We start from the raw sequence: 12,791 nt of genomic DNA on the forward strand, positions 1-12,791 counted from the left end.
GTTGACACGGCATGCGCTGTCAACGTATGTTGACAGCATGAGTCAGGCGACAGAACTCGCGGCGGCAGCCGGCAGCACCGACCCCCGGGTCGGGCTACGCGCCGTCCGCGCGCTCCGCCGGCTGCTCGAGCGGCTCGAGGTGGTCCAGGTGGACAACGCCCGACGACAGGGCTGGTCCTGGCAGGAGATCGCCGACACGCTCGAGGTCAGCCGGCAGGCGGTGCACAAGAAGCACGCCGGGCGACCGGCGGTCAACTCATCCTGGGAGGCGTGATGTTCGAACGATTCACCGACCGGGCGCGCGACGTGGTGCGGCGGGCGCTGGAGGAGGCACGGGCCGAGGGTCAACGGCCGGTCGGCACCGAACACCTGCTGCTCGCCATGCTCGCCGACGACAACGGGCTGGCCAGCCGGGTGCTCGCCGACGCCGGGGTACGCGCCGACGACCTGCGCGAACGCATCCGCCGGCACACCGTGAGCGGCGGCGCCGGACTGGGCGACGCGGACGCGGCGGCCCTGCGGGAGATCGGCATCGACCTGGCCGCGATCGTGGCCCGCATCGAGCAGTCCTTCGGCCCGGACGCGCTACGGGAGGCGGTGCCGGCGCCGCGCCGCCGCTGGGGGCGTAAGCGCTACCTCGGCGGCCCGTTCTCGCCCCGCTCCAAGAAGGCGCTGGAGCTGTCCCTGCGGGAGGCCCTGCGCCTGCGCCACCGCCACATCGGCACCGAGCACATCCTGCTCGGCGTGCTGCGGGAGGGGGGCGGACTGGGCGCGTTGGTGCTCACCGAGTCCGGGGTCGACCTCGACGATCTGCGCCGACGGGTGGAGGCCGCGCTGCGGGCGGCGGCCTGACGGGTGGAACCGTCTTGAAACCTGTCTGTGGCACTTCCGACGCCGGCCGTTCGCCGGGTCGCTGAAGCCGTCCGGGTGCTGCACACTGACGCCGTGGATGCTGGACAGGACAGGCGACCCGCAGGCGGCGACGGCGGGCTGCGCTCCGCCGTGGTGGTCAACCCGGTCAAGGTCGACGATCTCGACGAGCTGCGACGCACCGTCGACGACGCCCTGACCGCGGCCGGTTGGCCCGCGCCGCAGTGGTACGAGACGACAGTCGACGACCCGGGCCGCGGGCAGACCGAGCAGGCCCTCAAGGCCGGCGTCGACCTGGTCTTCGCCTGCGGTGGTGACGGCACCGTGATGTCCTGTGTCAGCGCGCTCGTCGGGACCGACGTGGCCCTGGCCGTGCTGCCGCAGGGCACCGGCAACCTGCTCGCCGCCAACCTGGGGCTCTCCACCGACCTCGCCGCCGGGTTGCAGGTCGCTGTCGAACGCGGCCGACGGCTGCTCGATGTCGGCGCGGTCGAGGATCAGTACTTCACAGTGATGGCCGGCATGGGCTTCGACGCCCAGATGCTCGACGCCACCTCCGAGACCACCAAGGCCCGCATCGGCTGGCCGGCGTACGTGATGGGTGCCGCCCGTCACCTGCGGGACCGGCCGATGCGGGTGCAGATCCGCATCGACGACCGGCCGCCGGTGCGCCGCCGGGCCCGGTCGGTCCTGATCGCCAACGTCGGCCGGTTGCAGGGCGGCCTGACCCTCCTGACCGAGGCTGAGCCGGACGACGGCTGGCTCGACGTCGCCGTGCTCACCCCACGTAACCTGCGGCACTGGCTCGTGCTCGGCTGGGCGGTGATCCGCCGCAGCGGCGAGGTGCCCCGGATGGAGGTCTTCCGGGGCCGACGCGTGGTGATCACCAGCAACCGGGCGCAGCCTCGGGAGTTGGACGGCGACCTGATCGCCCCGGGCCGGCAGCTGCGCGCGGAGGTCCGGCCCCAGGCGCTGTGGCTCTGCGTCCCCCAGCCCGAGGACGCCCCCGACCTTGCCGTCGATGTGCAGAGCGCCGGAGAGCGGGGCGAGCAGCTGATCGAGGAAGCACGCCGTGAGTAGCACCCGGATCGTGCCGGAGACCCGGCTGATGGCCGACGAGGAGCTCTCCGCCGACGACGCCTGGCACACGCTGCGCCGGCAGGGCGGCTGGCACCTGCTGCGGGACGCGTTCATCCGGTTCCGCTACGGCGACGGGTTCAGCCACTCCCGGGCCTTCGCGCTGCAACTCTGCCTCGCCGTGGTGCCGTTCCTGATCGCCCTCACCGGCCTGATCAGCAAGTTGGGCGTCGCGGAGGGCGGCGAGGTGGTCGCCGACACCGTCTTGGCGCTCACCCCCGGCCAGAGTTCGCAGATGGTCGCCGAACTGCTCGGGGAGGGTGAACGCGTCGAGGACGCCGGGGAGGTGGCGCTCACCCTCGGTCTGCTCACCGGCCTGTTCGCGCTCACCACCACGATGGCCCAGATCGAGCGGGGCGCCAACCGTATCTACGGCGTCGAGCGGGACCGACCGGCGCTGCGCAAGTACCTGCGGGCGGCCGTCCTGGCCGTCACCGCCGGCGTGCCCGCGCTCGCTGGCTTCCTGATCCTGGTCGGCGGCGGCGCGATGGGCGACTCGGTCCGCGAACACTACGAGTGGGGCGCGGTCGCCAACGGCATCTGGGACGTGATCCGCTTCCCGCTGAGCCTCGGGCTGACCGTCGTCGCCGTCGCCGTGCTGTTCCGACACGCGCCGCGCCGCAACCAGCCCGGCCTGTCCTGGCTGTTCTTCGGCGCCGGCACCGCCACGGCGTTGTGGTGGCTGGCCAGCCTGCTGCTCGCCGCGTACGTGCGCTTCAGTGACGGTTTCGGGCAGACCTACGGCGCCCTGACCGGCATGATGGCGCTGCTGCTCTGGGCCAACCTGACCGGGATGGCGCTCTTCGGTGGGCTGGCCTTCGCCGCCCAACTGGAGGCGCTGCGCATCGGTGTGCAGGAGCCCGCCCAACCGGACCTGTGGGAGCCCGACCCGGACCGCGCCGAGCTGTACGACACCGGGGACATGTCGGCCCTCTAGCGGCACCGGCGTGTACAACGGACGCGGATCGGGTAAAGCGCCTCGCCAGACAGACAAGGGAGGTGCGGGGTGACCGCGGTCAAAGAGGTGGCGCGCCGTCCGATCGGTCATTTCGCCGAACGGAGCATTGCCGGTCTGGTGGCCGTCACCGGCGCCGGCGTGGCCTTCGGGCTGCTGTTGTTGCTCGTCCGGATGCGGTGGAGCCCACTGCAGGACGCCGACCACGCGCTCGCCGAGTGGTTCAACGGGCTCGTCGCCCCGCACCACGCGCTGGTCACCGTGCTCCAGGCGGTGACCGACCTGGGCGGCCGGCCGATCCTCATCTGGCTGGTCACCATCGCCGTGGTCGGGCTGCTGATCCGGCGGCAACCCCGGCTCGCCGTCTACCTGATCATCACAGGGGTCGGTGGCCTGATCCTCGACCCGTCTTTGAAGACGCTCGTCGGCCGGCTCCGCCCGGTGGTGGACGTGCCGATCGCCAGCGCGCCCGGCAACAGCTTCCCGAGCGGGCACGCGCTCGGCTCGTTCGTCGCGTACGGTGCGCTGCTGCTGGTGTTCCTGCCGGCGATGGCGCCCCGGTGGCGCAAGCCGGCCATCGTCGGTGTCGGTGTGCTGGTGGTCCTGGTCGGCCTGACCCGGATCGCGCTGGGCGTGCACTTCGTCTCCGACGTGCTGGGCGCCTGGCTGCTCGGGGCCGCCTGGCTGGGCGTCACCGCGTACGCCTTCCGGCTGTGGCGGCGGGAGCGGGGTCGGCCGGTGCCGCCGTTGACCGAGGGCCTGGAGCCGGAGGCGGGGCACGACATCGCCCCCGCTCCGGCCGAGGAACACGTGTTGGCCCATCCCCGCTCCGCGGTGGCCGAGCTGCTGGTCGGCTGGGTGATCGTGTTCGGGGCGCTGTACGCCTTCGGCACGTACGTCAGCTACCACGCCAAGGGCACCTTCTTCGACACACTGGACACCGCGGTGCCGCAGTGGTTCGCCGAGCGGCACACCGAGGCGCTGACGGAGGTCAGCTGGTGGTGGAGCAAGTTCGGTGACACCCACGCCATCCTGCTGATCTCGTTGGTGTTCTGCCCGCTGGTGCTGGCGGTGTGGCGGCGCTGGCGTCCGGTGCTCTTCGTGGCGCTGGCGATGGTGGGTGAGCTGACCCTCTTCCTGGCGTCGGCGCACGTCGTCGACCGGCCGCGTCCGCCGGTGGAGAACCTGGATGGGCATATGCCCACCTCGTCGTTCCCGTCCGGGCACATCGCGGCCACGATCTGCATCTGGCTGGCGATCACCCTCATCGTCTTCCCGCGTACCGACCGGTGGTGGCGGTGGGTCTTCGTGGCGCTGGCCGTGATCATGCCGGTCGGGGTGGCCACCTCCCGGATGTACCGGGGGATGCACCACCCGACCGATTTCATGGGCGCGATCCTGCTCTCCGCGCTCTGGATCGGGTTGCTCTACCTGGTGATCCGTCCCAACGAGGACCTGAAGGAAGGCAACCAGCCGGCCATCGAGTCGGAGGACGTGGACACTCTCGACGACGAGCTGGCGCGGGCCGGCCGAGCCGACTAGGCGTCGCCGTCGTGCTGCGGGTGATGACCTGGAACATCCGCACCGGCGGTCGGGACCGCGGCGGCCCCGACCGGCTGGATCAGGTGGTCCAGGTCATCAACGAGCAGGCACCGGACGTGCTGGCCCTGCAGGAGCTGCGCGGCTTCGACCGGGACGGGTTGCTGGCCACCGTGGCGGGCCGGGTGGGGATGACTCCCCACCTGGCCCGGTCCTGCTTCGGGCAGCCGGTGGCGGTGCTGGTCCGGCCGCCGTACCGGGTCGTCGACGCCGGGTCGGTGCGCCGCCCGTTCCACCACGCCGCCGCCCGCGTCGTGGTGGCCACGTCCGCCGGCCCGTTCACCGTGCTCGGCACCCACCTCTACCCGTACTCGGGGGGTCGACGGCGGATGGAGGTCGACTGGTTGGTCGCGGCGATGCGCCGCAACGAGGGACCGCTGGCGCTGGTCACCGGTGACCTCAACGCGCTCGACCCGACAGTCGACCACACCGCCCGGTTGGCCGGCATGCCCACCCTCTACCGGCGGCGGCACCTGCGTCGCTCCGGCGGTGCGGTGGACACCCGCGCGATCGCCCGGCTGCTCGACGCCGGCCTCGTCGACCTCTGGCCGGCAGGCAACGGCGACGCACCGGAGGCCGACGGCCTCACCGTGCCCACCCGGCTGGGTGGGGCCGAGTTCGCCGGGATGCGGCTGGACTACCTGCTGGGCAGCACCGCTGTGGCGCAGCGGCTGCACGACTGTCGGGTGGTCCGAGACGATGCGACGGCCACCGCCTCCGATCACTATCCGCTGCTCGCCACAGTGGAGCTGTCCGCCGGCTGACCGGCCGCCCGCCACCTCGCGCGGCCCGGCCCCACGGTGTGGCGCTGGCCGATTACCGTGCCACCGTGACCGACCACCACCCCCTCCGCCCGCCGCTGCCCGGTCCGTCGGTCGAGCACCGGGCCGCGCCGACGACGGCGCATCCGGCCGGCGACCAGCTTTCGGCCACGGCGCAGCCCCCCGCCGTCGCGCTTCCGCTCGTCGCGGCCGTCGCGCGCGGTGCGGCGCTGGTCGTGGTGCTGCCGGTACGCCTGCTCTGGGAGCTGATCGCGGCTGCCGGCCGGCTGCTGCACCGGCTGTGCTGGCCCCCGCTGCTCTGGTGCGCCCGGCACCTCGTGTGGTTGCCGCTGGTGTGGTTGGGGCGTGGTGTGGCGTGGGTCGCGCGCACTGTGGTGTGGTTGCCGCTGGTGTGGTTGGGCCGTGCTCTGGCATGGGTGGCCCGCACTGTGGTGTGGCTTCCGCTGGTGTGGTTGGGCCGTGCTCTGGCATGGGTGGCCCGCACTGTGGTGTGGCTTCCACTGGTGTGGTTGGCGTCCGCACTCGCCTGGCTGGCCCGCACGGTGATCTGGTTGCCGTTGGTCTGGTTGGCCCGTCGAGGGTTGCGTCCGCCACTGGTCGCGTTGGGGCGCGCGCTGGCGTGGCTCGCCGAACACCTGGTCCTGCGGCCGCTGAGCTGGTTGGGCGCGGCGCTCACCCCCGTCGGACGGCTGCTGCGGCGTGCCGTCGGCGTGCTCGACAGGGCGCTGAGTGCCGCGTTCGTCGGGTTCCTCCGGGGGGTCTGGTGGCTCATCTCGGGGGCGGGTCGGCTGGTCGTCGCCGCGGTGCTCGGCGCGTGGCGGACGGCCGGCTGGGTGCTGCGACAGCTCTACCGGCTGGTGGTGCGTCCACTCGGGACAGCGCTGGGTTGGCTGTGGCGGCACACGGTGCGCCCGCTGCTGCGCGGAGTCCGGTGGGTCTGGTCGGTGACGGTCGTGCCGGTGGCGCGGGGCCTCAGGGCGGTGTGGCGGGCCACCGTCGCGCCCGTGGCCCGCTGGGTCCGCCAGTCGGTGCTCGACCCGGCCCGGCTGGGCGCCCGGGAGGTGCTCACCGCCCTGGGCCTGCGCCGTTGAGGGTGTGCGTCTCAGAGCACCAGGTTCAGCAGGACGGTCAGCACCACCGATGCCACGATCGAGAAGAGGATCATCAGGAGGCAGCCGAGGCCACCGCCGAGCGGGCGAATCTCCGTGTTGCCGAAACGCATGGTGGTCACCTGTCCGTGAGTGTGGAGTGCGGGGCGAGCAGATGGCGGGTCGCGTCCGCGACCGCCGTCGGAGCGGTCGTGACCACGTTGTGCGCGGCACCGGGTACGACCACCACTGTCGCCTCCGGCACCAGCCGGGTGGCCTCGTTCCGCCACAGGTGCGGCACGACCGGGTCGCGGTCGCCGGTGACGACGACAGTTGGCACGCCAACCCGGACGAGGTCGGCCTCGATGGCGTTACGCACCGAGTGGGACAGCGTCGCAAGGACCCGCCAGGGCCGGGCGTTCCAGACGTCCCGCACCAGGATCGGAGCCTGCAGCGGTGCCTCGCGCGGGATGTCCACCAGCCAACGACCGAACTGGGCCCGTCGGGACCGGGCCGCCGGGTCACTCGTCGGCCCGGCCAGCACCAGCGCGCGTACCGCGTCGGGGCGGGTCGCGGCGAGCGCGGCGGCGACCTCCGCGCCGAACGAGTGCCCCAGCAGGCAGACCGGCGGCAGTTGGTACGCGGCCAGCCAGGCGGCGAGATGCTCGGCGTGCCGGCGGACGTCGTATGCGCCCCGGGGATGCTCGGAGAGCCCGAAGCCGGGCAGGTCCGGCAGGTACACCTGATGGGTGCTGGAGAGCGCGACGGCCAGCGGGGTGAGATACCGGTGCGAGACCGCCAGACCGTGCACGAGCACCACGGGCGGCGCCCCGTTCACCGGGTCGGCGCTGCGGCGGGTGTGGGTGCGGAGCCCGTCGACGAGCCGCCACTCGCTGGTCAGTCCGCCGGCCGGCCGGGGCGCTGCCATGGCGAGCCGCAACTCGGCGGGCCCGAACCGGCCGCCGGAGGTGCGGCGGGGCGACCCGGTCGGCCGGTCGGCGACGTCTCGGTTCACAGCTCGCGCAACCGGGGCAGCAGTTGCTCCTGCGCCCAGTCCAGGAACATCGGCTGGGTCTCCCCGCCGACCTGGATGATCGCCACGTGGGTGAAGCCGGCGTCGACGAACTTGGCGAACGCCTCGACGTGCGCGTCCACGTCCGGACCGCAGGAGATGCCCTCGGCGACGTCCTCCTCGCGCACGAACTGGGTGGCGGCGGCGAAGGAATCCGGGTCGGGGAGGTCGGCGTTGACCTTCCAACCCATCCCGAACCAGCGGAACTGGTCGTGCACGATCTTGCGGCACTCGGCCTCGTCGGGGCCGTAGCAGATGGCGACCTGGCCGTAGCGGGGCTGGCCGGCGCCCCCGGCGTCGTCGTACATCTCGATGATGTGCCGGTCGGGTTCGGTGGAGATGAGGCCGTTGCCGTACTCGGCGGCCAGTGTCGCGGACTGTCGACCGGACGCGGCGACGGCCATCGGCACCGGCTGTTCCGGGCGGTCCCAGACGTAGGCGTCGGGCACGTCGAAGTGGTTGCCGGAGAAGGTCAGCGTCTCCCCGTTGAGCAACGGCCGGATGATCTGCAACGCCTCCTCGAACATCTCGTGCCGCTGCTGGACGTGCGGCCAGCCGCCCACCACGTGCTCGTTCAGGTTCTCCCCGGCGCCCAGGCCGAGGGTGAACCGGCCGTCCGAGAGCGCCCCGACCGTGCTGGCCTTCTGCGCGACCACGGCCGGGTGGTAACGGCGGATCGGGCAGGTCACGAACGACATCAGCTGCGCGCGGGAGGTGGCGTGGGCGACCGCGCCGAGCACCGACCAGGCGTACGGGGAGTGGCCCTGGGAGTCCAGCCAGGGGTAGTAGTGGTCGGAGACCACCAGTTGGTCGAAACCGGCCGCTTCCGCCCGCACCGCGTGGTCGACCAGCTGCTTGGGACCGGCCTGCTCGCTCATCAGGGTGTAGCCGACGCTGACCATCCTGGTATCCCCTCTCACCGACGGATCGTTCCCGGGATACCCCGGTGCGCGCCGGTCAACCCTCTCGTCCGGTTCGGCTGACCCGGTGCTTGACGGATCGCAGTCGCCTGCCTACCGTCGCTCTTAACCGGTTAAGAGCCGGGTGTGGCGCACATCCTGTGGTGGGGATGACCGCCCCGTGACGGCCTGCGTCCGCGTGGGCCGTTGCGGCTGTCCGGGCATCGGGTCCGCCAACTGAACCGGTTGCGATGACCATCCCATCGCCCTACGCTGATGCCTGCGCCGGGAGCCGGGCGCGGCTGCCGGGCTGCAGCCGCCTTCCCTGTCACATCCCCACCCCTGTCGGGCACCGGGGGTCCTCCCTGAGGAAGGCCATGAAGACTCGACTCTCCGCCGTCGGCGTGACGGTGCTCGCGTTGCTCGTCACCGTGCTGGCGTTCGGCCAGCCGGCGCACGCCGCGGCCGGTTTCTCCGTCGCTGGCGGCAAGTTGTACGACGCCAACGGCACCGAATTCATCATGCGCGGCGTCAACCACGCGCACACCTGGTACCCGCAGCAGACCAGCTCGTTCGCCGACGTCAAGGCACTCGGCGCGAACACCGTACGGGTGGTGCTCTCCAGCGGCGACCGCTGGACCCGCAACACCAACGCCGACGTCGCCAACGTCATCTCACTCTGCAAGGCCAACCGGCTGATCTGTGTGCTGGAGGTGCACGACACCACCGGGTACGGCGAGCAGAGCGGCGCGATCACCCTGGCCCGCGCCGTCGACTACTGGCTCAGCCTCGCCGATGTCCTCTCCGGTCAGGAGAAGTACGTCATCGTCAACATCGGCAACGAGCCGTACGGCAACCAGAACTACGCCTCCTGGGCCACCGACAACGCCAACGCGATCAAGCGCCTGCGTGCCGGCGGACTGAGCCACACGATCATGGTGGACGCGCCGAACTGGGGCCAGGACTGGTCGTTCACCATGCGCGACAACGCCGCGTCGGTCTTCGCCGCCGATCCGGCCCGCAACACGGTCTTCTCGATCCACATGTACGGCGTGTTCGACACCGCCGCGGAGATCAGCGATTACCTGGGCCGGTTCCGCAGCGCGGGACTGCCCATCGTGGTCGGTGAGTTCGGCTTCAACCACTCCGACGGGAACCCGGACGAGGACACCATCCTCGCGTACAGCCAGGCCAACGGGATCGGCTGGTTGGGCTGGTCGTGGAGCGGTAACGGCGGCGGCGTGGAGTATCTCGACCTGGCCACCAACTTCAACCCGGCGAGCTTGACCGACTGGGGTCAGCGCCTCTTCAACGGTGCCAACGGGATCCGGCAGACCGCCCGGCAGGCCAGCATCTTCGACAGCATCCCCCCGCCGACCACGCCCCCGCCCACGACGCCCCCGCCGACGACGCCCCCGCCGGCCGGTGGGTGCACGGCGACGTACACGGTGACCAACCAGTGGCAGGGCGGCTTCCAGGCCGAGGTACGGGTGACCGCCGGCGCGAGGGCGATCACCAGCTGGACCGCCGGGTGGACCTTCGCGAACGGTCAGAGCGTCACCCAGTCCTGGAACGTGGCCCTCACCAGCAGCGGCACCACTGTGACGGCCCGCAATGCCGAGTACAACGGACGGCTGGCCGCCGGGGCCAGTGCCAGCTTCGGCTTCCTCGCTAGTTGGACCGGTACCAACAGCGTGCCGGCGCTGAGCTGCACGGCGAGCTGACCGTCGGACCGGTGGTCGGGTCCGCGTCGGTCCCGACCACCGGAACCTGTCCGGTCAGTGCTCCCCGGCCAGGTTCACGATGACCACTCCGGCGATGATCAGCGCGATGCCGGTGAGTTTGGCGAACCCCACCGACTCACCCAGGAACACCGCCCCGATCGCCACGATGGCCGCCGTGCCCAGACCCGACCAGAGGGCGTACGCCACCCCCACCGGGATCTCCTTGACGGCCTGAGCGAGCAGGACGAAGGCCAGCGCGTAGCCGCCGAGGCAGGCCACCGTCGGCCAGACGCGGGTGAACCCGGCGGTGCTCTTGATCAGGCTGGTCGCCAGCACCTCGGCGAGGATCGCGATCCCCAGCAGCACGTACGCCATGCGTTCCCTTGGTCCTTCTGGTCGACGAACCCATCGCTGCCCAGGCTAGTGCCGGCCACGTCCACGTCCGGCCGCCCCGTCGGCGTGACGTCCGGCCGCCCCGTCAGTGGGACGTCCGCGTGACCCCCACATCTGCCACAGCCACCCTTTAGAGCTGATGTCGCAAACGAATCGGATGCACAGGGTGCCGCCCACCCGCTTGCCCGCCCGCCCGTCCCGGTGGATGAATCGTTTGCGGCATCAGCTCCAAAGGCGCCCGCACGCGCATGGTGCCCTGCCGCGCCCGGGCCCGGCCCACATCGTGCCGTGCCCGCGCCTGCGTCCGGACGTGCCCGCGCCCGCGCCCGCGCCCGTGCCCGTGCCCGTGCCCGTGTCCCGACCGTGCCGCGCCCGCGCCGCGCCGTGCCCGGACCGCGCCGTGCCCGGACCGTGCCGTGCCCGTGCCGTGCCGCGCCGTGCCCGGACCGTGCCGTGCCCGTGCCGTGCCGTGCCGTGCCGTGCCCGGACCGTGCCGTGCCGTGCCGTGCCCGGACCGTGCCGTGCCGTGCCGTGCCCGGACCGTGCCGTGCCGTGCCGTGCCCGGACCGTGCCGTGCCGTGCCGTGCCCGGACCGCGCCTGCGTCCGTGTCCGCGCCTGCGTCCGTGTCCGCGCCTGCGCCTGCGCCCGGACTGCGCTCGCGCCCCGCCGGGCGCGGCCTGGCCGCACCCCGGGTGGCAGCGTAGAAGAGAGTTGACCGGGTAGATCTTGGACACTTTCCGTTCTGCGTTGACGGAAAGTGTCCAAGATTGCCGGTTGCGGGGGCTTAGGCCGCACCCGTGAGGTGCCGGCCTTCACGGGAGACTGTCGCGCGGCGACAACCGCACGTTCGGCGGGCAGGCCCGCCGAGATAGACGGCTACGGTTCGGCCTCGGCCTCGGCCTCGACCTCGACTTCGACCGGCGGACCATCGCCGACTTCGACCTCGGCCGGCAGGCCCTCGCCGACCTCGACGGCGGCTGGCGGGTCATCGCCGACTTCGACGGCGGCCGGCGGATCGTCCCCGGACTCGGCAGTCAGCCGGGCCGCCCGCATGGTCAGGTAGAGCTGTTCGGGGCGGCTGCTCGTGCGGGCGGCGGCGGTCCGGTAGTTGGCGATCGCCCGGGCCCGGTCACCGGCCATCTCGTGCAGGTGGGCGCGGGCGGCGGCCAGCCGGTGGTGTCCGGCCAACTGCGGGTCGTGGGTCAGCGCGTCTAGTGCGGCCAGGCCGGCGGCGGGACCGTGCACCATGGCCGTCGCCACGGCCCGGTTGAGAGCCACCACCGGGCTGCCGGCGAGTCGTTCCAGCACCTCGTAGAGCGCCAGGATCTGTGGCCAGTCGGTCTGCTCGGTGCTTGATGCCTCGTCGTGCACCGCGGCGATGGCGGCTTGCACCTGGTACGGGCCGACCGGCCCGCGTGGCAGGGCCCGGGTGACCAGTGTGATGCCCTCGGCGATCGCCGTGGCGTCCCAGCGGCTGCGGTCCTGATCGGCCAGTGAGATCAGCTCGCCGGAGGGGCCGGTCCGTGCCGGCCCGCGAGCCTCGGTGAGCAGCATCAACGCCAGCAGCCCGGCCGATTCGCTGTCGTGGGGCAGCAGCGTGTGCAGTGCGCGGGTCAGCCGGATCGCCTCCGCCGCGAGGTCGATCCGGCGCAGGTGCGGGCCGCTGGTGCTGGTGTGCCCCTCGGTGAAGATCAGGTAGAGCACCTGCCGTACGGCGACCAACCGGTCCGCCCGTTCCGCCGGCTCGGGCATCCGGAACGACAGCCCGGACGCCCGGATGCGCTGCTTGGCCCGGCTGATCCGCTGCGCCATCGTCGCCTCGGGCACCAGGAACGCGCGGGCGATCTCGGCGGTGCTCAACCCACCGACAGCGCGCAGGGTCAGCGCCACCGCCGACGTCGGCGCGAGCGCCGGGTGGCAGCAGAGGAAGAGCAGGACCAGCGTGTCGTCCCGTTCGGCGGTCAACTGCTCGTCCGCGGCCGGTGCGTACCGTCGGTCGTCGGGGTCCTGGCTGGCGACCAGGTCCTCCCGGCGGCGTCGAGCCTGCTCAGCGCGGACCAGCTCGATCATCCGGCGGTAACCGACCTGGATCAGCCAGCCACGGGGGTTCACCGGTAGCCCTTCGGACGGCCACTGGGTGGCGGCGGCCAGCAGCGCCTCCTGCACCGCGTCCTCGGCGGTGGCGAAGTCACCGAAGCGGCGGCTGAGCACGCCGAGGACCTGCGGCGCCAACTCGCGCAGCAGGTCCTCGACGCGGGGTTCGGTGTTCAG

13 protein-coding genes are annotated in these 12,791 nt (G+C 72.2%); 8 read left to right on the plus strand and 5 right to left on the minus strand.

Features of this window, described 5'->3' with window-relative positions; genetic code table 11:
- The first annotated feature begins 37 nt into the window (after positions 1-37).
- The 7 genes from QSK15_RS09410 (at position 38) to QSK15_RS09440 (ending at position 6,434) form a co-directional block, all read left to right on the plus strand.
- On the plus strand, positions 38-274 hold the full coding sequence (locus QSK15_RS09410) for an HTH domain-containing protein (RefSeq protein WP_030336062.1): 237 nt from the start codon (positions 38-40) through the stop codon (positions 272-274).
- Positions 274-852 carry a Clp protease N-terminal domain-containing protein gene (locus tag QSK15_RS09415; RefSeq protein ID WP_285793783.1) on the plus strand — a complete coding sequence of 193 codons (579 nt, stop codon included), beginning with the start codon at positions 274-276 and terminating at the stop codon, positions 850-852. Before QSK15_RS09410 ends, QSK15_RS09415 begins: the two co-directional genes overlap by 1 nt.
- A gap of 93 nt (positions 853-945) precedes the next feature.
- Complete coding sequence (locus tag QSK15_RS09420) at positions 946-1,950, plus strand: diacylglycerol/lipid kinase family protein (protein ID WP_285793784.1); 1,005 nt, start codon at positions 946-948, stop codon at positions 1,948-1,950.
- On the plus strand, positions 1,943-2,944 hold the full coding sequence (locus QSK15_RS09425) for a YihY/virulence factor BrkB family protein (RefSeq protein WP_285793785.1): 1,002 nt from the start codon (positions 1,943-1,945) through the stop codon (positions 2,942-2,944). The genes QSK15_RS09420 and QSK15_RS09425 overlap by 8 nt, the downstream gene beginning before the upstream one ends.
- Positions 2,945-3,013: 69 nt before the next feature.
- Positions 3,014-4,504, plus strand: coding sequence for a phosphatase PAP2 family protein (locus QSK15_RS09430; RefSeq protein WP_285793786.1), 1,491 nt, complete (start codon positions 3,014-3,016; stop codon positions 4,502-4,504).
- Between the two features lie 11 nt (positions 4,505-4,515).
- Positions 4,516-5,325, plus strand: coding sequence for an endonuclease/exonuclease/phosphatase family protein (locus QSK15_RS09435; RefSeq protein ID WP_285793787.1), 810 nt, complete (start codon positions 4,516-4,518; stop codon positions 5,323-5,325).
- A gap of 65 nt (positions 5,326-5,390) precedes the next feature.
- Positions 5,391-6,434: a hypothetical protein gene (locus QSK15_RS09440; protein ID WP_285793788.1), complete on the plus strand. Its 1,044-nt coding sequence runs from the start codon at positions 5,391-5,393 to the stop codon at positions 6,432-6,434.
- 11 nt (positions 6,435-6,445) lie between these two features.
- Here QSK15_RS09440 and QSK15_RS09445 read toward each other — a convergent pair whose 3' ends face one another.
- The 3 genes from QSK15_RS09445 to QSK15_RS09455 are packed head-to-tail and all read right to left on the minus strand — an operon-like array spanning position 6,446 to position 8,405.
- Entirely contained in the window at positions 6,446-6,574 is a 129-nt protein-coding gene (locus QSK15_RS09445; RefSeq protein WP_285794391.1) for a hypothetical protein, read from the minus strand.
- Positions 6,571-7,446: an alpha/beta fold hydrolase gene (locus QSK15_RS09450; RefSeq protein ID WP_285793789.1), complete on the minus strand. Its 876-nt coding sequence runs from the start codon at positions 7,444-7,446 to the stop codon at positions 6,571-6,573. The genes QSK15_RS09445 and QSK15_RS09450 overlap by 4 nt, the downstream gene beginning before the upstream one ends.
- A complete protein-coding gene (locus QSK15_RS09455) occupies positions 7,443-8,405 on the minus strand; it encodes a TIGR03557 family F420-dependent LLM class oxidoreductase (RefSeq protein ID WP_285793790.1) in 963 nt (320 codons plus the stop codon). Before QSK15_RS09455 ends, QSK15_RS09450 begins: the two co-directional genes overlap by 4 nt.
- 374 nt (positions 8,406-8,779) lie before the next feature.
- Here QSK15_RS09455 and QSK15_RS09460 point away from each other — a divergent pair, with 374 nt between their 5' ends.
- Entirely contained in the window at positions 8,780-10,126 is a 1,347-nt protein-coding gene (locus QSK15_RS09460; protein ID WP_285793791.1) for a cellulase family glycosylhydrolase, read from the plus strand.
- A gap of 54 nt (positions 10,127-10,180) precedes the next feature.
- Here the strand turns inward: QSK15_RS09460 and QSK15_RS09465 are convergent, their stop codons facing one another.
- Together QSK15_RS09465 and QSK15_RS09470 are read right to left on the minus strand one after the other, a co-directional pair.
- The gene (locus QSK15_RS09465) at positions 10,181-10,501 is read right to left on the minus strand and encodes a DMT family transporter (RefSeq protein WP_285793792.1); all 321 of its coding nucleotides are present in this window, start codon (positions 10,499-10,501) and stop codon (positions 10,181-10,183) included.
- A gap of 895 nt (positions 10,502-11,396) precedes the next feature.
- Positions 11,397-12,791, minus strand: a complete 1,395-nt coding sequence (locus tag QSK15_RS09470; protein ID WP_285794372.1) for an RNA polymerase sigma factor — start codon at positions 12,789-12,791, stop codon at positions 11,397-11,399.

It is taken from the genome of Micromonospora sp. NBRC 107095 (assembly GCF_030269705.1).
GTDB classification, from domain to species: Bacteria; Actinomycetota; Actinomycetes; order Mycobacteriales; family Micromonosporaceae; genus Micromonospora; species Micromonospora parva.

Excerpts from the sequence above, each read along its gene's own strand:
- QSK15_RS09410 (WP_030336062.1), top strand. The coding sequence starts at position 38 with ATGAGTCAGGCGACAGAACTCGCGGCGGCAGCCGGCAGCACCGACCCC.
- QSK15_RS09415 (WP_285793783.1), top strand. The coding sequence starts at position 274 with ATGTTCGAACGATTCACCGACCGGGCGCGCGACGTGGTGCGGCGGGCG.
- QSK15_RS09465 (WP_285793792.1), bottom strand. The coding sequence starts at position 10,501 with ATGGCGTACGTGCTGCTGGGGATCGCGATCCTCGCCGAGGTGCTGGCG.
- QSK15_RS09460 (WP_285793791.1), top strand. The coding sequence starts at position 8,780 with ATGAAGACTCGACTCTCCGCCGTCGGCGTGACGGTGCTCGCGTTGCTC.
- QSK15_RS09455 (WP_285793790.1), bottom strand. The coding sequence starts at position 8,405 with ATGGTCAGCGTCGGCTACACCCTGATGAGCGAGCAGGCCGGTCCCAAG.